The following is a 20,765-nucleotide window of genomic DNA, read 5'->3' as shown; positions in this document are numbered from 1 at the left end:
CCCGCCTTCATCGACATCGACCCCGATCCGTTGCCGCTTCTGTCGCCCCCGACAAAGCAGATGGCCGGCGAAGTCTTGCCGCACCTCATCGTGATCCTGCATGAATCGACGTTCAATCCCAGACGTTTCGGCGTGCCGGTCGACGATACGCTCGAGCAGTTCTTTTCGCCACGGGACGGCCTGTCGGGTGAGCTGCATGTCGAGATCTTCGGCGGCAGCTCGCTGCAGACCGAATTTTCGTTGCTCACCGGCCTCTCGTCACTCTCGTTCGGCAACGACAGTCGCTTCGTCTTTCATCTCCTGGACGGGCGCGTCCGCCATTCGCTTCCCTTCTTTCTGGCCGGCATAGGATACGCCATTTCGTATCTGAGCTGTGATAAGCCTTCCTTCCTGAACCGTGGCCGTTTCTACAAATCGATCGGGCTCAACGACGTCGACTACGCCGGCATTCTGCCACAACCCTTCGACGCAGAGCGTTGGCAGCGCGAGCACCACGACGAACAGCTATTTGATCATGCGCTTGGCCTGATTTCGAAGCACGTGGTCAGCGGCAAACCCGGCTTCCTGTCGATCTCGACGTTGATGAACCATGGCGATCATCGCCGGCGCATCTTTCCGGCCGACCGCCACGCCAAGTTGCGTCAAGAGGCCGTTGCAGTGACAGGCAATGCCTCCTATGGCGAATATGTCGTGCGGCTCGCCGAGACCGTCATTGCCTATGACGCGTTCCGCAAAAGTCTGGATGATACACTGGACGGCCAGCCGGCCATCATCGTCCGTTTCGGCGATCATCAGCCATCCTTCACCGCACCGCTTGGCGGCATGACGCCTTCCGATCCGGCGCTGCGCAAGACGTTCTATGCGATCGAGGCGGTAAATTGCGCGCTACCGCAAGATCTTGCAGCTCCTCAGGTGCTCGACGTGACGTACCTGTCGACGCTTGCGCTGCTCGCCGCCCGGGTGCCGCTCGATCCTGTCTTCACCACACGCGCTGCCCTGCTGAGGGACGATCCGGCGGTCTATTTCGACATCGCCTCGACGACGAAACGTCGCTTCCATCGCGCGCTGGTCGAAGCGGGCATGGTCGATCTCGCCTGATCGCCTTGCCGGTCCGGTATGGGTTCGCTAAACGAAGCAAGGCACAATCGGGAGCGCACGCCATGGCCGACCCCACCTACGACAGCAACAATATCTTCGCGAAAATCCTGCTCGGTGAAATTCCGTCGCATCGCGTCTATGAAGATGACGCGGTCGTTGCCTTCATGGATGTAATGCCGCAAGGGCCGGGCCATACACTGGTTGTGCCAAAGGCGCAGTCGCGCAACCTGCTTGACGCGGACCCGGCAACATTCGGCCCACTCTTCGCAATTGTCCAGAAGGTGGCGCGGGCGGTGAAGAAAGCGTTCGACGCCGATGGCGTCACCGTCATGCAGTTCAACGAGCCTGCCTCGGGCCAGACCGTCTACCACCTCCATGTCCATGTCATTCCACGCTTCGAGGGAATTCCTTTGAAGCCGCATAGCGGGCAGATGGAGAAACCGGAAGTGTTGGCTGAGAACGCTGGCAAGATACGAACGGCGCTGGGAAACTGAAGCCGGGCGGCGCGCACAACGCCTTCGGCCACTCTTTATCCAACAAAAAAAGCCCCGTTTTGAACTGACCCCCGAAAGTTGGACACAACCTTCGGGGGTTTTGCGTGTCCAGACACAGTGCGAGTTTCAAGCGATCAGTTGTCGATAGCTATTTGTGCGGGGATGAAAGCTACGCGAGTGCGGCGTCGAACCGTGGGGTTGACGCGGCGACTGTTCGCAAGTGGGTTGCTTTGTACCAGGCGCATGGCGAGGCCGGGTTGTTGGGCAAGTACGGTCGTTACGACGCGGCGTTCAAGCTGTCAGTGCTTGAACGGATGTGGAGTGAAGGTCTGTCGTATCGCCAGACGGCGGCGCTGTTCAATATCCGCAATGCCAGTTGCCTGACGGGCTGGGAGAAGCGCTATCATGCGGGCGGGATAGAGGCGCTCGGCCCGCGCCCCAGAGGACGCCCCATGTCAAAACCGCCGGCCCCCGCGGTACCTGTTGCAGCCAGTGACGAGGCCAAAAGCCGCAAAGAACTGCTGGCCGAGCTGAAGCAACTGCGGATGGAGAACGCCTACTTAAAAAAACTGGAGGCCTTAACGCAGGGACACGCGCCCAAAAAGCGCAAGCCGTCCAGGCGTTAAGGCCGTTGCATCGGCTTGAGGGGCTGCTCGAACTGGCGAAGCTGCCGCGCAGCACGTTCTATTACAGGCAAAAGGCGGCCTCGCGCCCGGACCGCCATGCGGCGCTGAAGGAGGCGATCAAGGCCATCTTCGACAGCCACAAGGGCCGCTACGGCTATCGCCGGGTGACGGCGCAACTGCGCCGGCTGGGCCGATGCGTCAACCACAAGACCGTCCAGAGCCTGATGGCCGGGATGGGATTGAAGTCGCTGTCAGGCCGAAGAAGTATCGTTCCTACAGGGGCGAGGTCGGGCGGACTGCTCCCGATCTCTTGCAGCGCAAGTTCAGCGCCGACCGCGCCAACCGCAAATGGGTGACCGACGTGACGGAGTTCAGCCTGGCCGGCGACAAGCTCTATCTCTCACCGGTCATGGACCTCTACAATGGCGAGATCGTTGCGTTCGAGACGGCGCGGCGGCCGCGCTTCAAACTGGTGGACAATATGCTGACCAAAGCCCTCGCCCGGCTTGATGAGAACGAACGGCCGATCCTGCATTCCGATCAGGGATGGCAGTACCAGATGCCAGCATTCCAGCGCAGGTTGGAAGCCAGAGGCCTTGCACAGAGCATGTCACGCAAGGGCAATTGCCTCGACAACGCACCGATGGAGAGCTTCTTCGCCATTCTCAAGTCCGAACTCTTCCATCCCGAAAGGTTCGAGACCGTCCAAAACCTCGACAACGCCATCGAGCACTACATCGACTATTACAATCACCGCCGCATCAAACTGAAACTGAAAGGGCTGACCCCTGTGCAATACAGGAACCAGCCCTTAAATCTACCAGCTCAATGAACGTCCAACTTTACGGGGTCAGTTCATTTCCGGGGCTTTTTCAGCTTTCAGGCCATCACGCCTTGCGGGGCAGTTGCGGCACCAGGCTGCGCTTGCTGCCATCCTTGCTCTTAGGCTCCGCCTTCTGCGCTATCGCCTTTTTCGCGACGGGCTTCTTGGCGGCAGCCTTCTTGGGCTTCGGCGTCTCGTCCGGTTCTTCCTTCTTCGGCTTGACCGGCGCCTCGTCGGCGAGCGACTCGAGCTTCAGGCCGGTCTCGCCGGTCTCCTTCTTCTCGACGGTGACACGCACCGTGCCGCCCTTCTTGAGCTTGCCGAACAGCACCTCGTCGGCCAACGGCTTCTTGATGTGCTCCTGGATGACCCGGCCGAGCGGCCGCGCTCCCATGCGCTCGTCATAGCCCTTCTCGGCCAGCCAGGCGATCGCCTCCTGCGACAGGTCGAAGGTGACGCCACGCTCGGAAAGCTGGGCCTCGAGCTGCATGACGAACTTCTGCACCACCTGGTGGATGACCGGGACCGGCAGCGAGCCGAACGGGATGATCGCATCGAGACGATTGCGGAACTCCGGCGTGAACAGCCGATTGATCGCTTCGACGTCGTCGCCTTCGCGCTTGGTCGAGCCGAAACCGATCGCCGCGCGCTGCGCATCCGAGGCGCCCGCATTGGTGGTCATGATCAGGATGACATTGCGGAAGTCGATCTGCTTGCCGTTGTGGTCGGTCAGCTTGCCGTGGTCCATGACCTGCAACAGAATGTTGAACAGGTCCGGATGCGCCTTCTCGACCTCATCCAGCAACAGCACGCAATGCGGATGCTGGTCGACGCCGTCGGTCAACAGGCCGCCCTGGTCGAAGCCGACATAGCCGGGAGGCGCGCCGATCAGCCGCGAGACGGTGTGGCGTTCCATATATTCCGACATGTCGAAGCGGATCAGCTCGACACCGAGCGAGGCGGCGAGCTGCTTTGCCACTTCGGTCTTGCCGACGCCGGTCGGTCCCGAGAACAGATAGGAGCCGATCGGCTTCTCCGGTTCGCGCAGGCCCGCTCGCGCCAGCTTGATCGCCGAGGTCAACGCCGTGATCGCGGTGTCCTGACCGTAGACGACGCGCTTCAGCTCGACGTCCAGACCGGCCAGCACCTTTTCGTCGTCGGCGGAAACCGTCTTCGGCGGAATCCGGGCGATGGTGGCGATCGTCGCTTCGATCTCCTTGATGCCGATGGTCTTCTTGCGCTTGGCCTCCGGCACCAGCATCTGCGAGGCGCCGGTCTCGTCGATCACGTCGATCGCCTTGTCCGGCAGCTTGCGGTCGTTGATGTAGCGCGCCGACAGTTCGACCGAAGCCTTGATCGCCTCAGCCGTGTAGCGAACCTTGTGGAACTCCTCGAAATACGGCTTCAGACCCTTCATGATCTCGATGGCGTCCTCGATGGTCGGCTCGTTGACGTCGATCTTCTGGAAACGCCGCACCAAGGCGCGATCCTTCTCGAAGAACTGGCGGAACTCCTTGTAGGTGGTCGAGCCGATGCAGCGGATCGCGCCGGACGACAGCGCCGGCTTCAACAGATTCGACGCATCCATGGCGCCCCCCGACGTCGCCCCTGCCCCGATCACGGTGTGGATCTCATCGATGAACAGCACAGCGCCCGGATAATCCTCGAGTTCCTTGACGACCTGCTTCAGCCGCTCCTCGAAATCGCCGCGATAGCGGGTGCCGGCCAGCAATGTGCCCATGTCGAGCGCGAAGATGGTGGCATTGTGCAGCACTTCCGGCACATCGCCCTCGACGATGCGCTTGGCGAGGCCTTCGGCGATCGCCGTCTTGCCGACGCCGGGGTCTCCGACATAGAGCGGATTGTTCTTGGAGCGGCGGCACAGCACCTGGATGGTGCGGTTGATCTCGGACTCGCGGCCGATCAGCGGATCGATCTTGCCGGCCTTGGCCTTGTTGTTCAGGTTGACGCAATAGGCGGTCAGCGCGTCCTGCTGCTGCTTTTTCTTGCTGCCGTCCTCTTGCGGCTCGGCGCCGACGACGAGCAGGGCGGCCAGAGCGGCGACCGCGTCTCGGATGCGCCGGGGCGCTTGGCGATGCCATGCGAGATGTAGTTGACCGCGTCATAGCGGGTCATCTGCTGTTCCTGCAGGAAATAGGCGGCATGGCTCTCGCGCTCGGCGAAGATGGCAACGAGCACGTTGGCGCCGGACACTTCCTCGCGGCCGGACGACTGAACATGGATCACCGCGCGCTGGATGACGCGCTGGAAACCGGCCGTCGGCTTGGAATCCTCGTCGTAACCGGTGACGAGATTGTCGAGCTCTGTGTCGATATAGGTGAGAACCGTATGCTTCAGCTCGTCAAGATCGACGTTGCAGGCGCGCATGACCGCAGCCGCCTCGGTGTCGTCGATGAGGGCGAGCAGCAAATGTTCAAGGGTTGCGTATTCGTGGTGCCGCTCATTGGCGAGCGTCAGCGCCTGGTGAAGCGCCTTTTCCAGGCCTTGGGAGAAAGCCGGCATGTTACCTCACTTCTTCTCCATCACGCATTGCAGCGGATGCTGATTCTGTCGGGCGAAATCCATGACCTGAGACACTTTGGTCTCGGCCACCTCGAATGTATAGACCCCGCACTCGCCAACTCCATGATTGTGAACATGTAGCATGATGCGTGTGGCGGCTTCACGGTCCTTCTGGAAAAAACGCTCCAGCACGTGAACCACGAATTCCATGGGCGTGTAGTCGTCGTTGAGAATGAGGACCCGATAAAGACTAGGCTTCTTGGTCTTGGTTTTGGTGCGCGTGATAACAGCCGTGCCGCGACCGGCCTCGTTGCCGTCGCTGCCGTTTTGCATACGCACCACATCTCCTGTGGCAGTCAAACCTGTAGTCACGTAGTCCTGCCTTTTTCGAATCCCCGAGCGAGTTCGACATGTAGGTGTTCGATGGACGATTTTAAGCCCTTCTGTTTAGCTGACAATATGGCTAGGTGGCCAAACTTGGCCGATTTTCGAAATCGTGAAGGCGGCAGAGCCCCCTGGTTTCAAATTGACATGAAAAAACCCGGCCGCGCGTTCGCGACCGGGTCTGTCTTGCAGGCCCGAGGGCCATCTTCACATTTTTATAGCGAGATTATTTCGCTTTTGCGACGATTGATTCGAACGGCTTGTAGGCTTCTTTGGCTAGCTCGGCATAGAGATCGCCGATCTTGGTCGCTTCGGTGACGAAGGATTCGTAGGACTGTTTGGCAAAATCGGACTGGATCTCGATCGCCTTCTCCAGCGACTTGGCCGACAAAAGTTTCTCGGCTGCTGCACTGCCGGCTTCGAAGCTCTTCTTGGTGTACTCGCCCGCCTCGGTGGCGATGGCCTGCGCACCCTTGGAAAGGGATGCGAAGCTCTTCAAGCCGGTGTCGGCAAACTCCTTGCCGTATTTGCTGAAATCTTCATAGGTGTGGGTCATTTTCACGCTCCCTTGAGGGTTGCCCTGAACGGCGGACGCGCCCTATTCGGGGGCCGCGTTGTGCAATGCGAGTAATGTATTGTGCAATGCACAAAAAGTCAATGTTCGCCGGGTGCGGCGCCAGCACGCCGGCCCGGCACATCGGCCCGGCCACCGGCCCAGGCACTAGCAGTGGCTAAAATTCGAATAAAGAGAAGCTCAAGCCCGAAGAAAATGGTGAACGCGGCGGTTACCATAAACGGATTGGTAACGCTGACCGCGATAGCTTGGCTGGAAGTGAGGCAGGAACCTTTGCCGCCTCCAGGGCAACAAAAAATCCAAAGGAACCATCGGTGCGTCAGGCGTTGTCGGGCATTCTCTCCAAATCCTCTTTGAAAACGATCATGATCCTCGCTTTGGCGATGACATTCGTCGTCGCCGACGCTGCTTCGTCCATGGCGGCGAGGTCGGCGGCCATCGTCATAGACGCCAAGACCGGCAAGGTGCTTTATTCTTCGAATGCGGATGGTCGGCGCTATCCCGCCTCGCTCACCAAGATGATGACGCTTTACCTGGCCTTCGAGGCCATGGCGAAGGGCAAGATCAGCAGGAACTCCAGGGTCGTCTTCTCGGCCAATGCTGCTGCCGAACCGCCGACGAAACTCGGCGTCAGACCGGGCGGCGCGATCACGGTCGAGACCGCGATCCTGTCGATGGTGACCAAGTCGGCAAACGACTCGGCAACGGCGCTCGGCGAGCTTCTCGGCGGCAATGAAGCCAATTTCGCCCACATGATGACAGCCAAGGCGCGGGCACTGGGCATGAACGGGACGGTTTTCCGCAACGCCCACGGCTTGCCAAACCCCGGTCAGTTCACGACCGCGCGCGACATGGCGGTGCTCGGCATCGCGCTACGGGAGCATTTTCCCCAGTACTACGGCTATTTCTCGCAACGGTCCTTTCTCTACGGCCGCAAGCGCATCAACGGTCATAACCGCCTGCTTGGGCGCATCAAGGGCGTCGACGGCATCAAGACGGGTTACACCCGCGCCTCCGGCTACAATCTCGTCTCCTCGGTCGACGACGGCGATCGCCGCATCGTCGCGGTGATCATAGGCGGAAAGTCCGGCGGCAGCCGCGACAACCAGATGGCCGAACTGATCAACACCTACATGCCGAAGGCGTCGTCGCGCGGCAGCGGCATGCTGATCGCCAAGGCCAGCGGCGGCAATCCGATCACCGCGCTGGCAAAAGTGTTCCTGCCCAAGCGCGACGCGCCGACGCCGGACAGCAGGCCGGACGACGACGTCATTGCCTCTCTTGTCGAGGAAACCGAACCGGTCGTCGAAGAAACCACCCCCGTCGTCGAGACCAGGAAGGTCAAGACAGTGGCAGCGGCCACGGCCGACGATGTGGCGACCGCACGGGTCGCAGCAGCCTACGCCGAACCCGCGGCGGTCGATCCCGTCAACACCGCATCGGTGCCGTCCGGCTGGGCAGTCCAGGTCGCCTCTTCGCCAAAACAGTCCGAAGCTCAGGCTCTCCTGGACGAGACGAGCAAGCAGGCGCCCTCCGTTCTGGCCGATGCTGCGCGCTTCACCGTCGCGTTCGAAAAGGACGGCGTCACCTACTACCGCGCCCGGTTCGGCTTTGGATCCAAGACTGCCGCCAGGAAAGCCTGCAACGCTCTGAAGAAAAAGAAAATCGAGTGCTACGCCGTCCAGCAGTAGGCAGCGTGGACATGATCTCCCGGAAAATTCTGCGTCGAAGGAGACTAGTTGTGATTGGAGAGCAAGACGTCCTTGGCTTCATTGATCCGCGCCGCCAGAAAAGACGTGCCGCCGATATCGGGGTGCAGGCGCTGCATCAGGCGGCGGTGCGCCTTGCGGACATCCGCCGCGGCGGCCCCCGCTTCAAGACCAAGGATCTTGTAGGCCTCCTCCTTAGTCATGGCGCCCGAACCTGGCGAAACACCCAGCCCTTCGCCACCATTCGCCTCAGCGTCTTTGCGCCAGATGGGAAACCTGCCGTCAAGATACGTCTCTAGCAGCTGGCGACTCTCCGGGTCGCCGGGGAGTTCGCGATAAAGCTGCAGCAATTCCGCAAGGCTCATGGTGCCAAGCATCTTGCCTTCATGCCGGCCGGCGAGCACCAGCCCTTCCAGACTGCCGGTATCGTGATCGAGCTCCATTTCGAGAGCCGCGGTACGCACCGTCGAATGCTTGCCCGGCTCCAGTTTCGCCGTCGGCCGCTTCATCCGCATGGAGCCATACCAGGCGAGCGCCGCCGACAGGATCAAGCCGCCGATGCCTTCGCGTCCGACCAGGAGCACGGCGACACCGATCAGCCCCAGCAAGACGGGCCCGAGCGTCCTCATCCCGCTTGCGAGTCTGGCGGGGTCGGCGCGGAGAAAGACCGTGACCACGCCGAGCAGCACCAAAAGCAACGCCACGAATGCGATAATCGCGCCCATCATTTCCTGCCGCCCCGCAGATGCTCGATCATCAGCCGGTCTTCCGGCCTGCCCCTGGCCTCCAGTGCCTTCAGCCCGCCGGTTGCAAACACGGCGACCGCCGAGAGCAGGCTGGCCAAGGTTGCGCCAGCCCGTCGATCAAATCGGAACCAAGCTCCTTTGGACAGCCGCGCAATTTCCTTGAACGCCTTTTCTGCGCCGGAATCATGGCCCTCCTGAAAGACGAAGACTGGAACGCCGTGCAGGCCGAGGCTGCCGGCCTTTTCCGCCAGATCGTCTATATTTTCTTCCATCGCATCGCCGATATAGACCAACGCGTTGACCTTGGCCGCCGCAGTCTGTTTCAGCGTATGGGCGAGGACCTTGCCGATCTGGGTGTGGCCGCTGCGGCAATCGATGCTCGTCATCAACTGTTTCAGCGCCTCCGTATCGGTGACGAATGCGGATGAGCGGCACTCGCCAAGGCCGCGAAAATAGACCAGTTGAACCTTGAGCGCTCCGGCCTTGCCGACCGCGTCGAACATCTCGCCCTGCAGCGCACAGGCGAGATCCCAGGTCGGCTGACGGCTCATCGTCGCGTCGAGTGACAGAATCAGCCTGCCAGAACCGGTCGCGGACGCTGCGAGCGTCCGTGCCTGACGGATAAAAGCGTCGATCTCGCCGGTGCTCGATTGGGACTCGACCGGCGCAGGATTGGCCTTTGCGGGCACGGGCTGCTTCTTGTCGCTCATGACATTCAAGATGTGGCGTTGTCGCACAGCTTGCAAGCCCAGATGAGGCGACCTGCAGGGCCAGCGGCAGCTTTGGATTTGGGCCTTCCTAGAGAAGTCCGAGATCGGCAAGCTCGCGCCTGAGTTTCGGCGGCATCTCGACCAGTCCCGCTTTGCCCTTGCCGAGATCGGCCGGTGCGTCCGACGGTTTCAGGTAGCGCCAGCCTTGAAAAGCCCGGCGCGGCTGCCAGTCGGTGCGCACGACCACAGGATCGAGCATCAGGTGACAGCGGCCAATGCCGTCGTCATCGGTGAAAGGGCGGATTTCGGTGATCAACTGGCGGCACTGCACATTGCCCTTGATCACCCAGTAGAGGGAACCGCCATCGGTGACCTCGGCGCCGCGCGTCGGCATCATGCGTGTGGTGTGGTAATGCTCGGCCGGCTCACCGGCGCGCCGCCGTTCGTCGAGGCGGAAGGCGATCCACTCTTCGAGATCTTCGACGCTGTCGCAGCCGACACAGAGCTTTATGAGATTGAGAGACATGGATTAAGGTTTAGTCCGGCGCGTGAAGGCGTCAACGGCCTGGTCGACTTTCTCCACAGTGCCAGTCCCCACAGTGTCAATCCACAATGCCAGGTTTGGCTCAGCACTCCACGATATTGACGGCCAATCCGCCGAGGCTGGTTTCCTTGTATTTCTCGTTCATGTCGAGCCCGGTCTGCCGCATGGTCTCGATCGCGGCATCGAGCGGCACGAAATGAACGCCGTCGCCCTTGATGGCCAGCGAAGCGGCAGTCACAGCCTTGACGGCGCCGAGCGCATTGCGCTCGATACAGGGCACCTGCACCAGCCCGCCGACCGGATCGCAGGTCATGCCGAGATGGTGTTCGAGCGCGATCTCGGCGGCGTTTTCGACCTGCTCGGGCGTGCCGCCCATGACGGCGCACAGCCCCGCCGCCGCCATCGCCGAGGCCGAACCGACCTCGCCCTGGCAGCCGACTTCGGCGCCTGAGATCGAAGCGTTGGTCTTGATGATGCCGCCGATCGCCGCCGCGGTCAGCAGGAAATCGCGGATGCTTGGCGGGTCGGCCTCGGGATGGAAATGCAGCCAGTAGCGCAGCACCGCAGGCAGCGTGCCTGCGGCACCATTGGTCGGCGCGGTGACGACGCGCCCACCGGCGGCGTTCTCCTCGTTCACCGCCATGGCATAGATCGACAGCCAGTCATTGGCGAGCAGCGGGTTGGGCCGGTTCTGCCGCCACTGCTCCTGCAGCTTGTCATGCAATTGCCGCGCGCGTCGGCGCACCTTCAGTCCGCCCGGCATGATGCCGTCCTGCGACAGGCCGCGCTCGATGCAGCTCTTCATCGCGCTCCAGATGCCGTCGAGGCCGGCGTCGAGCTCCTCGCGCGACATCTGCGTCTCTTCGTTGACGCGCTTCATGTCGGCGATGGAAAGGCCGCTTTTCGCGGCCATCGACAGCATCTCGACGGCGTTCTTGAACGGGTACGGAACCTTCTTGCCTTCCGTCGTCACCGAGCCCTTCGCCTTCATCCGCTGCAGCTCCTCCTCCGAAACCACGAAGCCGCCGCCGATCGAATAATAGATACGCTTGAGCAGCAGCCGGTCGTCGGCATCATAGGCGGAGAAAGCCATGCCGTTGGCGTGGCCGGAAAGCGGCGTCTTGCGATCCAGCACCAGATCCGTGGCCGGGTCGAAGCGGTAGGAGGGATGGCCGGGCGGTGAAATCCGCTTCTCGGCAGCGATGCTGGCGACGATTCCATCCGCCTGATCGGGGTCCACCGTCTGCGGCGTCTGGCCGGCAAGACCAAGCACGACGGCACGGTCGGAACCGTGGCCGATGCCGGTATAGGCAAGCGAGCCGTGCAGGCTGGCGGCGACGCGGTCGACCCTGGCGCCGGCCGGGCGCGGCCAGTCATCTCCCGCGATCTCGTCAAGAAAACGCCGCGCAGCCGTCATCGGTCCCATCGTGTGCGAACTCGATGGTCCAATGCCGATCTTGAACAGGTCGAAAACCGAAAGGAACACGCGCCGCTCTCTCCTATTGGAATTTACATATAGGAATTCCTGTGATGTTTCCGCTCTTTCGAAGATCGCGGCGCTGCACCTGCCGACCTTGTTTGCTCCGGCAGCGACATCGTTGCGTTCCGCCATCGAAGCGGCACCACGGCTTGTGGTAAAAGGATCGCATGGGCGATTCCTTCCATTTGTCGACGGCTGATCTCGTGGCGCTGGCCTTCTTCCTTTTCGTATGGGTGCTGCATACGCTCGCCTCTGACGGAAAGCTGGTCAGCCGCATGTCGCTGACGACGGCGATGAACGTCCAGCGTGAAGCCTGGATGCGGACCATGGCCGAACGCGAGATCCGCATTGTCGACACCGCCATCATGGCAGGTCTTCAACAGGGAACCGCCTTCTTCGCCTCCAGCTCGCTGATTGCGATCGGCGGCTGTTTCGCCCTGCTCGGCGCCTCCGATCAGGTTGTTTCGGTGCTGAGCGACCTGCCGCTCGGCGCGACGTCATCCCGCTCCGCCTTTCAGATGAAGGTGTTCGGATTGGTGCTGATCCTGGCCTATTCCTTCTTCAAGTTCGGCTGGGCCTACCGGCTGTTCAACTACTGCTCGATCCTGATCGGCGCGGTGCCGATCCCGCATGGCGAAGCCTCACGCAACCCGGTCAGCGAGACGGCGGTATGGCGGGCGGCGCGCATGAATATGCTGGCCGGAAAACACTTCAATTCCGGCCTGCGCGGCGTGTTCTTCTCGATCGGCTATCTCGGCTGGTTCGTCGATCCAAGGGTGTTCGTGCTGTCGACGCTGTTGTTGCTGGCGGTTCTGGTGCGTCGCCAGTTCTTCTCGGCGGCGCGGCAGGCCGTGATCGGTCAGCCGCCCGGCCCATCAGCTGGTCCGGGGAAGAGCCGATCGATCCGGCCCGACAGCCAATAGGCCATCAGCCCGATCCATTCACGAACCGCGGTAGTGGTGACCTCCAGCCCGGCGTATGGGGGGAATGAGCCGATGCTTTCCGTGCCGGAGGTCATGTAGTCGACCGGCCACGGAACGGTTGGAAAGCCGGCCTTGTCGAACAGCGCCGTGGCGCGCGGCATGTGGAAGGCGGAAGTAACCAGCAGCCAGGTCTCGCCGGGTTTGGGTGCGACCAGTTCCTTGGTGAAGACTGCATTCTCATAGGTGTTGCGGGATTTGTTCTCGAGGACCAGCCGATCGGCCGTCACGCCAAGCGCGGTGAGCAGGCGCGGCCCGGAGTCTGCATCGCCCTCACCTTTGACGACCATTTCAACGGTGCCACCGGAGATGGCGATTTTCGCTGCCGGAAAACGCCGCGCCAGCGCGGCCGCCTCGAGGATCCGGTCGCCGGCGCCGTTAATTTCATAGCCACCACGCACGGCATTGATGGCACTCTCCAAACCGCCGCCCAGCACAATGATACCGTCGACCTTTTCCGGCAGCGGCGGCCTGGGGAAGCGGTCCTCCAGCGGACCGATCATTATTGCGCCAAGTTCGGTCCATGTCGAAAGCGCAAGAATGAGAGCAGCAAGGACGGTGCCGGCGGTCGCCCATCGTCGCCGTCCGAACATCGCCGCCACCAGCCCTGCCAGCAACAGGAAGATCGCAAAATTCAACGGCTGGACAAAGAACCAGAGCAATTTGGAAAGATAGAAGAACATCCCTCACTCCCGGCATCGGCCCAAAAATCGGAATCGATTTTCGGAAAGCACGATGCGTAGATTCAACGTGCAAGAGCGTACTTTGTGCGTCCAAGTGAATTGCACGTCGCTCTAATGCATATCGCTCCAAAAGCACTTGGCGCTTTTAGAGTAACGACATGCATAACCAGGACCAAGCGCCCCGCATCATTCGAACGCGATGCAGGGACGATACTACCACCACTTTTCCGGCTGAAAGGTGCCAGCCGCCTGTTCGATGACGTGGGCCGTCTGGAACAAGGTTTCCTCGTCGAAGGGCCGGCCGATGAGCTGCAGGCCGAGCGGCAGCCCCTTGGCGTCAAGCCCTGCGGGCACGGCGATGCCCGGCAGTCCGGCCATGTTCACGGTCACGGTAAAAATGTCATTGAGGTACATCTTGACTGGGTCGGCGGCCATGTCCTCGTCGGCGATGCCGAAGGCCGCCGACGGCGTCGCCGGCGTCAGGATGACGTCGACGCCCGCCGCGAATGCATTTTCGAAATCCCGCTTGATGAGATTCCGCACCTTCTGCGCCTGCAGATAGTATGCATCGTAATAGCCGGCGGAGAGCACATAAGTGCCGATCATGATGCGGCGCTTGACCTCGCGGCCGAAGCCGGCGGCGCGGGTCTTCTCGTACATATCGACGATGTCCTTACCCGGCACGCGCAACCCGTAGCGGACGCCGTCATAGCGGGCGAGGTTCGACGAGGCTTCGGCGGGCGCAACGATGTAATAGGCCGGCAGCGCATATTTGGTATGCGGCAGCGAAATGTCGACGATCTCGGCGCCGGCATCTTTCAGCCAGGCAATGCCCTTCTGCCACAGCGCCTCGATCTCCTCGGGCATGCCGTCGACGCGGTATTCCCTGGGGATACCGATCTTCATGCCCTTGATCGGCTTGCCGATCGCCGCCTCGTAATCCGGCACCGGCCGGTCGACCGAGGTGGTGTCCTTCGGATCGACCGAGGCCATGGATTTCAAGAGGATTGCGGCGTCGCGCACATCGCGGGCGATCGGTCCGGCCTGGTCGAGCGACGAAGCGAAGGCGACAATGCCCCAGCGCGAGCAGCGGCCATAGGTCGGCTTGATGCCGACCGTGCCGGTGAAGGCTGCGGGCTGGCGGATCGAACCACCGGTGTCGGTGGCCGTGGCGCCGGCACAGAGAAACGCGGAGACAGCCGAAGCCGAGCCGCCTGACGAACCGCCCGGTACGAGTTGGGCGTTGTCCAGCGTGCGCGCGGTCCTGGTGCCGCCGGCCGAGACGAAACCGCCATCGCCCTGATGCGTGGTCGGCATCACCACCGTGTCGAGGCGCGAACGCCGCCACGGATTGACGACAGGGCCGTAGTAGGAGGTCTCGTTGGACGAGCCCATTGCGAACTCGTCCATGTTGAGCTTGCCGAGCATCACGGCGCCGTCGGCCCAGAGATTGGCGGTGACGGTGGATTCGTAGTGCGGTTTGAACCCATCCAGCACATGGCTGCAGGCCTGGGTGTGGACGCCTTCGGTGCCGAACAGGTCCTTGATCCCGAGCGGAATGCCTTCGAGCGACCCGCCCTCGCCCTTCGCCAGCTTCGCGTCCGAAGCCTTGGCCATGTAGCGCGCCTTGTCATCGGTAACGACGACGTAGGCGTTGAGCGCCGGATTGGCCCGCTCGATCGCCTGGAGATAGGCTTCGGTGATCTCGGCTGCGGTGATTTCCTTGGCGCGCAGCTTGGCGCGGGCCTGCGAAATCGTCAGGTGGGTCAGGTCGCTCATCAGGCAAGGCTCTTTTCGTAAAACACCGACCACTCGGTATCGGGATAGTCCAGCACCGGGCCGCAGCGCGAAAATCCAGCACGTTCATAGACGGTCCAGGCAGCCGGATGGCGGTCGCCCGTTTCCAGCACCATACGCTTCAGCCCTTCTTTGTGCGCCAGCGCCTCGATCCGTTCGACGATCTTGGCGCCGATCTTCCGTCCACGATGCGAGGGCCGCGTGTACATGCGCTTGACCTCGCCGATGGCGTCATCGTGGCGCTTCAGTGCACCGCAGCCGATGGCAAGGCCGTTGTCGCGGGCGATGAAAACAGTTGTGTCGTTGTCGGCCATCTGCTCGACGGTCATGTGGTAGCAGTGCTCCGGCGGCGTCAGTTCGAGCAGCGTTGCGTTGAGCTCCTCGACCAGCCCGCGCACATCGTCCTGCAGCGGCGTCTCTATGGCGATCTCGATTACCATAGGCCCGCTACTCCACGACCTTCGGAACGAGGAAGAAATTCTCTTCGGTCGCCGGCGCATTGGCGACGATGTCGGCCGCCTTGCTGCCGTCGGTGACGACGTCCAGGCGCTTCTTCATCTCCATCGGGGTCACCGAAGTCATCGGCTCGACGCCGGAAACGTCGACCTCGTTCAGCTGCTCGACAAAGCCCAGAATGGCGTTCAACTCGCTGGTCATGCGCTCGGCATCTTCCTCGCTCACCGCAATGCGGGCGAGACGCGCGACGCGCTTCACAGTCTTGACATCAACTGACATATTTGTTTGTGCCTCGGGAAAACCAGTCCGCGCTATAGCGGCGCGGCGCGTGCCGCGCAACATGCATCGTGCCGAGAACCGGGCCAGTAAGGTCTATGGCAGGGCCACGCCGTCGCAGAGGAAATAGCTGCCACTGTTGCCGCTCGCCTCGCTTTCGTCGTCCGCGGGCCGGACCGAAACCAGATCGATCTGCTTCGCGTTCATTTGCGTTACGGAGAGAACATCGGGAAAGACGTGGCCCGGCTCCTGGCAGATGGCTGTCACCGCCCAGCTCGGCGAGAGCGTCGCCTTGGTCATCTGAAGGAACTCGCAATCGTATTCGACGCTTTGCAGGCCTCGCGCCGAGAGCACGATGTTGCCAGCGTCGATCAGCGCCTGCAGTGTGTCCTTCCTGGCCTGCGCACAAAGATCCTCGGACTGGAGATAGACGCCTTCAATGAAGTCCTCCGCGGCGGACGCCGGGGAAGCCACAGCAAGAATGGAGATGCAAAGAAAGCCCTTCAAGATCATGTTCTCATTCCATTTTGGCGTGTCTCTACAAGCTAATCGTCTCGCCGATCTTCGGCAACGCCACTTTCACCTCCGATCCATCCATCCCCGCCACGAACTTTTCGGCAGTCTGATCGATGATCGGGAACGTGCCGAAGTGACTGGGGATGACAGTCTCGAACTGAAAGAAGCGCCGGCAGGCAAGGGCTGCTACCGCGCCTCCCATGGTGAAGCGATCGCCGATCGGCACGATGCCTATCTTCGGCTCATGCAACTCATTGATCAGCGCCATGTCGGAAAAGATGTCGGTGTCGCCCATGTGATAGAGCGTCTTGTCTTCTGGGAAATGCAGGACGAGCCCGCCCGGATTGCCGAGATAGGTGTTCTGGCCATTGTCGCCTGGGAACGACGACGAATGCAGCGCCTGGACGAAGGTGGTGGTGAAACCGCCGCAATCCACGGTGCCGCCGATATTGCCGGGATTAATCTTCTTGTCGCTGGCGCCCTTGCCGACCAGATACATGCAGATCTCGAAATTGGCGACCAGCATGGCGCCGCTTTTCCCAAGCACTTCCAGCGCACCGCTGATGTGGTCGCTATGGCCGTGGGTCAAAAGGACATGCGTGACCCCTTCCGCCGGTCCTTCCCAGCCGCGCGTCCATGACGGATTGCCGACCAAATAGGGATCGATGAGGATTTTCGCGTCGGTGGTTTCGACGCAAAATGCGGAATGTCCGTACCAGGTCAGTTTCATGAATGCTTTCCTCGATTTTTGCTTCGGCAAAGGATAGAACGCCGGCAGTAAAATTAAAGCCCCGCAGCGCCCTTTGCGGCGTATAGTCCAAGGAAAGCCGTTGAGCATCATCACCATCGAAGAGTTGCCGGCGCGGCTCAGCGGCGGCAAGACGTTGGCCGGGCTCGACCTTGGCGACAAGACCATTGGCGTCGCGGTTTCCGACCGGGGCTTTGCCTTCGCCCATCCGCGCCCCGTCATCATGCGCAGGAAATTCTCGCTGGATGCAGCAGTGCTGCTCGCCTTGCTGCAGAAAGAGAATGTCGGCGCCGTGGTGCTCGGCCTGCCTATCAACATGGACGGGTCAGAAGGTCCGCGCGCCCAGAAATCCCGCGCTTTCGCCCGCAATATGGCTGGTATGACCGACCTGCCCTTCGTTTTGTGGGACGAGCGACTGTCGACGGTGGCGGCTGAGCGGACATTGATCGAGATGGATTTTTCGCGCCGCAAACGCGCCGGCAAGATCGATTCGGCCGCGGCTGCGTTTATCCTGCAGGGCGTTCTCGACCGGCTTCAGGCGCTCGGCGTCGATGCCTGGTCGAAATAGCGGTCACGCATTGTCCTGATCCAGCCACCGATCACCCGGCGGCGGCGAAACGCCCAAAACGCCATCAGCAGCAGACTGTCGAGGATGCAGGCCTTTGCCACCATGCCGGGAATGAGCGCCGGATCAATGCCAAGCATTTCCCCGTAGAGCTGGAAAACCAGGTCATGCAATTGGCGGCTCAGCATGACATAGCCGAAATTGATGTCGTTGAGCGACAGGAAGAACCAGCTCCAGAACAGAACGAGCGGGGCCGCCCATAGCGCGAACAAGGTGCGCATCAGCGGCCATCCCTCAAGTTCGTGTCCGGCCTCAAGTTTGTGTCCGGCCGGCCGGAAATGCGCGAGAGCGACGAGTTGTGCGCCGCCGCCTTCGCCATCACATGCGCGGCGGCACGGATTTCGCCGGTGCCCGGATCCGCTGCGGCAAAGGCCGACCGCCGCTCTGCGAGCATGGCGACATAGGAAGCCAGCAGCGCCGCCAGCTGCACGGCGACAGCCATGAACAGCCCGTTGATGCCTTGCGCGGCGCCGCCGACCACGATCAACGACAGCACGCCGGAGGCGGAGATGAAGGCGACCCGCACAACGCTGTCGGTGGCATCCGGATTTGTCGGGTCGCTGATCAGCGTTTCGACGAAGGCCCAGCAGAACAGCACCGCGACGACAAGCAGCGCCACGGCAAGCGGCGCCACCACGATGGCGTTTTCGAGGTCGACGAAGCGGGTGTTCTGGACGGCAACGCCCAGCACGCCAAGCGCTGCCGCAACACCGCGATTTCCGTCGATGCAGATGAACGCCAGCAGGGCGAAAACGACCGCCCAGTGCAAGGCCAGAAAGGAGCTCAATATGTGCCGCATGGCGTTCCTGCTTCGGTAAACAGGACAGTGGGCTTTGCGGCTTGCGACCGCAATGGAAACCATTTGTTAAGGTTAACGGCTTTCCACAGAACAGCGATCGACGAGGAAAATCTTTCCCGAAGCCTTCTCAGGTGATCGGCGGATAGAGCGTGTCGATGATCATGCGCGCGTCATGGCGTGAATCGAGCATGCCATAGGTGTTGCGCCACTGGCCGGCGAGGCGCGTCTCGACGAAGGCGTCGGCGATCCGCCCTGCCCCCAGCCTGCGAAGCTCCGCCGCTGCCGCCGACAGTGCCAGTTGTTCGGTGAGCAGACGAGCCGAGCCCTCATCGGTTGCCGCGACCTGCATTGCCGCCTTGAGCACCCCGACGGTGCCGCGTCCACCGGCGCCGAGATCGCGATCGATGCCGGCCAGCACCTCCTCGAACAGGCCGGGTGCGCGGCCGAGCACGCGCAGCACATCGAGCGCCATGACGTTGCCGGATCCCTCCCAGATCGCGTTGACCGGAGCTTCGCGATAGTAGCGGGCGAGTGGTCCCTCTTCGACATAGCCGTTGCCGCCGAGGCACTCCATCGCCTCGTAGAGCAGCGGCGGCGCGATTTTGCAGACCCAGTATTTGACAACCGGCGTCATGGCGCGCGCGAAGGCCGCCTCGCCACGGTCGCCGGCCGCCTCGTCAAAGGAGCGCGCCAGCCGGAACGACAGCGCGGTGGCGGCGGCGACATCAAGCGCCATGTCGGCCAGCACGCGCTGCATCAGCGGCTGCTCGATCAGCTTGGTTCCAAACACCTGGCGGTGACGGGCGTGGTGAACGGCCTCGGCCAGCCCGGCACGCATGATCGCCGACGAGGCGATCGCGCAGTCGAGCCGGGTCAGCGTCACCATGTCCATGATCGTCTTCACGCCCGCTCCGGGCTCGCCGATCATCTCGCCGATGGCGTTGACGAACTCCACTTCCGACGAGGCGTTGGAGCGGTTGCCGAGCTTGTCCTTTAGCCGCTGGAAGCGGAAGCCGTTGCCCGAACCATCGCCGAGAATACGAGGAACGAGGAAGCACGAAAGCCCTTCCGGCGCCTGTCCAAGCACCAGGAACGCGTCCGACATCGGCGCCGACATGAACCATTTGTGGCCGGTCAGCCGATAGAAGCCGCTGCCGGCGCGCTCGGCCCGGGTGACATTGGCGCGGACATCGGTGCCGCCTTGCTTCTCGGTCATGCCCATGCCGAGCGTCAGCCCGGCCTTTTCGACCGGCGGCTTCTGGCTCTGGTCGTATTTGCGTGTCGTCACACGCGGCGCCCATTCGCGAAACAGCTTCGGGCTTGCCATCAGCGCTGCCAGCGATGCGCTGGTCATCGTGATGGGACAGAGATGCCCGGTTTCGAGCTCGGCCGTCAGGTAGAAACGGGCGGCGCGCACCTGATGACGGCGGCCGATCTCGGCGTCGCCATTTTCCCAGACCGACGAATGCAGCCCGTTCGCCACCGACCGGCGCATCAGCGCATGATAGGCGGGATGGAACTCGACCAGGTCGATGCGCCGGCCCTGGCGGTCATGGGTCCTGAGCTTCGGCGTCTCGACATTGGCGAGGCGGGCCAGTTCCTGCGCCTCCTGCGTCAGTACGAAACGGCCAAGCCCATCGAGATCTTTGCGCACCGGATCGGAAAAACGCTCGGCAAGCTGGATCAGCAACGGATCGCCCCGCCAGGCGTTGCCGCCTGCCAGCGGCGGCGGCTGGTTCGTCACGTCGTCGGTCACGCCCAATCCTTCTATCGGCAGAAAGGCCTTATCATCACAAGGCCACGAATCCGAAGCCATCAGCTAGATATAGCCCAAGCCGCGCAACGCGCGCGACGAAAATACCGGGGAGAAAGGCCGCAATCCAAAGCTGGTGCTTGCAGCCAAAGGTCCTCCACCCTATAGCAGCGTCTTGAGATGACCGACGCTTCATCCCTGCCACTCTATCCCCACCGCCATCTTCTGGGCATCCGCGATCTTTCCCCCGCCGACATCGAGCTTTTGCTGGACCGGGCGGACCGAGCGGTCGCGATCTCGCGGCAATCGGAGAAGAAGACCTCGACGCTGCGCGGCCGCACCCAGATCAACCTCTTCTACGAAGCGTCGACCCGCACGCAGTCGTCGTTCGAGCTGGCGGGTAAACGGCTCGGCGCCGACG

General features: G+C 62.0%; 20 protein-coding genes and 3 pseudogenes. 7 read left to right on the top strand and 16 right to left on the bottom strand.

From position 1 onward, the window contains the following. From E5W87_RS02445 to E5W87_RS02435, 3 genes and pseudogenes are all read left to right on the top strand, one after another. Window positions 1–1,098 (top strand): sulfatase-like hydrolase/transferase (locus tag E5W87_RS02445; RefSeq protein ID WP_292393640.1); only part of this gene is annotated, 1,098 nt, incomplete at its 5' end. Between the two features lie 62 nt (window positions 1,099–1,160). Then, complete coding sequence (locus E5W87_RS02440; protein WP_292393638.1) at window positions 1,161–1,592, top strand: HIT family protein; 432 nt, start codon at window positions 1,161–1,163, stop codon at window positions 1,590–1,592. A gap of 104 nt (window positions 1,593–1,696) precedes the next feature. Further along, window positions 1,697–3,050 (top strand): annotated as a pseudogene (locus tag E5W87_RS02435) (IS3 family transposase). 55 nt (window positions 3,051–3,105) lie between these two features. Here E5W87_RS02435 and clpA read toward each other — a convergent pair. From clpA to E5W87_RS02420, 3 genes and pseudogenes are all read right to left on the bottom strand, one after another. Further along, window positions 3,106–5,564: pseudogene (clpA, locus tag E5W87_RS02430) on the bottom strand (ATP-dependent Clp protease ATP-binding subunit ClpA). Window positions 5,565–5,570: 6 nt separating this feature from the next. Then, the gene (gene clpS, locus E5W87_RS02425; RefSeq protein ID WP_036241697.1) at window positions 5,571–5,897 is read right to left on the bottom strand and encodes an ATP-dependent Clp protease adapter ClpS; all 327 of its coding nucleotides are present in this window, start codon (window positions 5,895–5,897) and stop codon (window positions 5,571–5,573) included. 277 nt (window positions 5,898–6,174) lie between these two features. After that, on the bottom strand, window positions 6,175–6,504 hold the full coding sequence (locus tag E5W87_RS02420) for a phasin family protein (protein ID WP_292393636.1): 330 nt from the start codon (window positions 6,502–6,504) through the stop codon (window positions 6,175–6,177). Between the two features lie 332 nt (window positions 6,505–6,836). Here E5W87_RS02420 and E5W87_RS02415 point away from each other — a divergent pair, with 332 nt between their 5' ends. After that, window positions 6,837–8,213 (top strand): D-alanyl-D-alanine carboxypeptidase, encoded by a 1,377-nt coding sequence (locus tag E5W87_RS02415; RefSeq protein ID WP_292393634.1) that lies wholly within the window; start codon window positions 6,837–6,839, stop codon window positions 8,211–8,213. A 44-nt stretch (window positions 8,214–8,257) separates the two neighbouring features. On the opposite strand, the gene E5W87_RS02410 is transcribed toward E5W87_RS02415, so the two are convergent. The 4 genes from E5W87_RS02410 to E5W87_RS02395 all read right to left on the bottom strand — a co-directional run bounded on the left by E5W87_RS02410 (window position 8,258) and on the right by E5W87_RS02395 (window position 11,717). Then, entirely contained in the window at window positions 8,258–8,956 is a 699-nt protein-coding gene (locus E5W87_RS02410) for a DnaJ domain-containing protein (RefSeq protein WP_292393647.1), read from the bottom strand. Further along, a complete protein-coding gene (locus E5W87_RS02405; protein ID WP_292393632.1) occupies window positions 8,956–9,687 on the bottom strand; it encodes a VWA domain-containing protein in 732 nt (243 codons plus the stop codon). Before E5W87_RS02405 ends, E5W87_RS02410 begins: the two co-directional genes overlap by 1 nt. A gap of 88 nt (window positions 9,688–9,775) precedes the next feature. After that, window positions 9,776–10,213, bottom strand: a complete 438-nt coding sequence (locus E5W87_RS02400) for a DUF1489 family protein (protein WP_292393630.1) — start codon at window positions 10,211–10,213, stop codon at window positions 9,776–9,778. A gap of 100 nt (window positions 10,214–10,313) precedes the next feature. Then, on the bottom strand, window positions 10,314–11,717 hold the full coding sequence (locus E5W87_RS02395) for an L-serine ammonia-lyase (RefSeq protein ID WP_292393617.1): 1,404 nt from the start codon (window positions 11,715–11,717) through the stop codon (window positions 10,314–10,316). A gap of 161 nt (window positions 11,718–11,878) precedes the next feature. Here E5W87_RS02395 and E5W87_RS02390 point away from each other — a divergent pair, with 161 nt between their 5' ends. Beyond that, a complete protein-coding gene (locus E5W87_RS02390; protein ID WP_292393615.1) occupies window positions 11,879–12,634 on the top strand; it encodes a DUF599 domain-containing protein in 756 nt (251 codons plus the stop codon). On the opposite strand, the gene E5W87_RS02385 is transcribed toward E5W87_RS02390, so the two are convergent. From E5W87_RS02385 to E5W87_RS02360, 6 genes are all read right to left on the bottom strand, one after another. Then, window positions 12,571–13,374 carry a YdcF family protein gene (locus E5W87_RS02385; protein WP_292393612.1) on the bottom strand — a complete coding sequence of 268 codons (804 nt, stop codon included), beginning with the start codon at window positions 13,372–13,374 and terminating at the stop codon, window positions 12,571–12,573. The genes E5W87_RS02390 and E5W87_RS02385 overlap by 64 nt on opposite strands. A 213-nt stretch (window positions 13,375–13,587) precedes the next feature. Next, entirely contained in the window at window positions 13,588–15,153 is a 1,566-nt protein-coding gene (locus tag E5W87_RS02380; RefSeq protein ID WP_292393610.1) for an amidase, read from the bottom strand. After that, window positions 15,153–15,611, bottom strand: coding sequence for a GNAT family N-acetyltransferase (locus tag E5W87_RS02375; RefSeq protein ID WP_292393608.1), 459 nt, complete (start codon window positions 15,609–15,611; stop codon window positions 15,153–15,155). Before E5W87_RS02375 ends, E5W87_RS02380 begins: the two co-directional genes overlap by 1 nt. 7 nt (window positions 15,612–15,618) lie before the next feature. Then, window positions 15,619–15,906, bottom strand: a complete 288-nt coding sequence (gene gatC, locus E5W87_RS02370; RefSeq protein WP_292393606.1) for an Asp-tRNA(Asn)/Glu-tRNA(Gln) amidotransferase subunit GatC — start codon at window positions 15,904–15,906, stop codon at window positions 15,619–15,621. 93 nt (window positions 15,907–15,999) lie between these two features. Then, the gene (locus E5W87_RS02365; RefSeq protein ID WP_292393604.1) at window positions 16,000–16,416 is read right to left on the bottom strand and encodes a hypothetical protein; all 417 of its coding nucleotides are present in this window, start codon (window positions 16,414–16,416) and stop codon (window positions 16,000–16,002) included. Window positions 16,417–16,441: 25 nt separating this feature from the next. Then, window positions 16,442–17,149, bottom strand: coding sequence for a metal-dependent hydrolase (locus E5W87_RS02360; protein ID WP_292393602.1), 708 nt, complete (start codon window positions 17,147–17,149; stop codon window positions 16,442–16,444). 100 nt (window positions 17,150–17,249) lie between these two features. On the opposite strand from E5W87_RS02360, the gene ruvX reads away from it, so the two are divergent. Then, window positions 17,250–17,735: a Holliday junction resolvase RuvX gene (gene ruvX / locus E5W87_RS02355; RefSeq protein ID WP_095485277.1), complete on the top strand. Its 486-nt coding sequence runs from the start codon at window positions 17,250–17,252 to the stop codon at window positions 17,733–17,735. Here the strand turns inward: ruvX and E5W87_RS02350 are convergent. The 3 genes from E5W87_RS02350 to E5W87_RS02340 form a co-directional block, all read right to left on the bottom strand. Further along, window positions 17,702–18,013 (bottom strand): DUF6105 family protein, encoded by a 312-nt coding sequence (locus E5W87_RS02350; protein ID WP_292393600.1) that lies wholly within the window; start codon window positions 18,011–18,013, stop codon window positions 17,702–17,704. The genes ruvX and E5W87_RS02350 overlap by 34 nt on opposite strands. After that, entirely contained in the window at window positions 18,013–18,591 is a 579-nt protein-coding gene (locus E5W87_RS02345) for a hypothetical protein (protein ID WP_292393598.1), read from the bottom strand. The genes E5W87_RS02350 and E5W87_RS02345 overlap by 1 nt, the downstream gene beginning before the upstream one ends. Window positions 18,592–18,718: 127 nt before the next feature. Continuing rightward, window positions 18,719–20,347 carry a DNA alkylation response protein gene (locus tag E5W87_RS02340; protein WP_292393596.1) on the bottom strand — a complete coding sequence of 543 codons (1,629 nt, stop codon included), beginning with the start codon at window positions 20,345–20,347 and terminating at the stop codon, window positions 18,719–18,721. A 177-nt stretch (window positions 20,348–20,524) separates the two neighbouring features. Here E5W87_RS02340 and pyrB point away from each other — a divergent pair. Beyond that, window positions 20,525–20,765 (top strand): annotated as a pseudogene (gene pyrB / locus E5W87_RS02335) (aspartate carbamoyltransferase catalytic subunit); the annotation flags it as partial.

Origin of the sequence: Mesorhizobium sp., assembly GCF_004962925.1 — a bacterium.
Taxonomy (GTDB): Bacteria; Pseudomonadota; Alphaproteobacteria; order Rhizobiales; family Rhizobiaceae; genus Mesorhizobium.
The sequence above is the reverse complement of the archived record's forward strand: the minus strand, read 5'-3'. Positions and strand labels throughout refer to the sequence as shown.

What these genes read in the sequence shown, in the direction of transcription:
- E5W87_RS02440 (WP_292393638.1), top strand. Translation starts at nt 1,161, where the DNA reads ATGGCCGACCCCACCTACGACAGCAACAATATCTTCGCGAAAATCCTG.
- clpS (WP_036241697.1), bottom strand. Translation starts at nt 5,897, where the DNA reads ATGCAAAACGGCAGCGACGGCAACGAGGCCGGTCGCGGCACGGCTGTT.
- E5W87_RS02420 (WP_292393636.1), bottom strand. Translation starts at nt 6,504, where the DNA reads ATGACCCACACCTATGAAGATTTCAGCAAATACGGCAAGGAGTTTGCC.
- E5W87_RS02410 (WP_292393647.1), bottom strand. Translation starts at nt 8,956, where the DNA reads ATGGGCGCGATTATCGCATTCGTGGCGTTGCTTTTGGTGCTGCTCGGC.
- E5W87_RS02405 (WP_292393632.1), bottom strand. Translation starts at nt 9,687, where the DNA reads ATGAGCGACAAGAAGCAGCCCGTGCCCGCAAAGGCCAATCCTGCGCCG.
- E5W87_RS02400 (WP_292393630.1), bottom strand. Translation starts at nt 10,213, where the DNA reads ATGTCTCTCAATCTCATAAAGCTCTGTGTCGGCTGCGACAGCGTCGAA.
- E5W87_RS02390 (WP_292393615.1), top strand. Translation starts at nt 11,879, where the DNA reads ATGGGCGATTCCTTCCATTTGTCGACGGCTGATCTCGTGGCGCTGGCC.
- E5W87_RS02385 (WP_292393612.1), bottom strand. Translation starts at nt 13,374, where the DNA reads ATGTTCTTCTATCTTTCCAAATTGCTCTGGTTCTTTGTCCAGCCGTTG.
- E5W87_RS02380 (WP_292393610.1), bottom strand. Translation starts at nt 15,153, where the DNA reads ATGAGCGACCTGACCCACCTGACGATTTCGCAGGCCCGCGCCAAGCTG.
- E5W87_RS02375 (WP_292393608.1), bottom strand. Translation starts at nt 15,611, where the DNA reads ATGGTAATCGAGATCGCCATAGAGACGCCGCTGCAGGACGATGTGCGC.
- gatC (WP_292393606.1), bottom strand. Translation starts at nt 15,906, where the DNA reads ATGTCAGTTGATGTCAAGACTGTGAAGCGCGTCGCGCGTCTCGCCCGC.
- E5W87_RS02365 (WP_292393604.1), bottom strand. Translation starts at nt 16,416, where the DNA reads ATGATCTTGAAGGGCTTTCTTTGCATCTCCATTCTTGCTGTGGCTTCC.
- E5W87_RS02360 (WP_292393602.1), bottom strand. Translation starts at nt 17,149, where the DNA reads ATGAAACTGACCTGGTACGGACATTCCGCATTTTGCGTCGAAACCACC.
- E5W87_RS02350 (WP_292393600.1), bottom strand. Translation starts at nt 18,013, where the DNA reads ATGCGCACCTTGTTCGCGCTATGGGCGGCCCCGCTCGTTCTGTTCTGG.
- E5W87_RS02345 (WP_292393598.1), bottom strand. Translation starts at nt 18,591, where the DNA reads ATGCGGCACATATTGAGCTCCTTTCTGGCCTTGCACTGGGCGGTCGTT.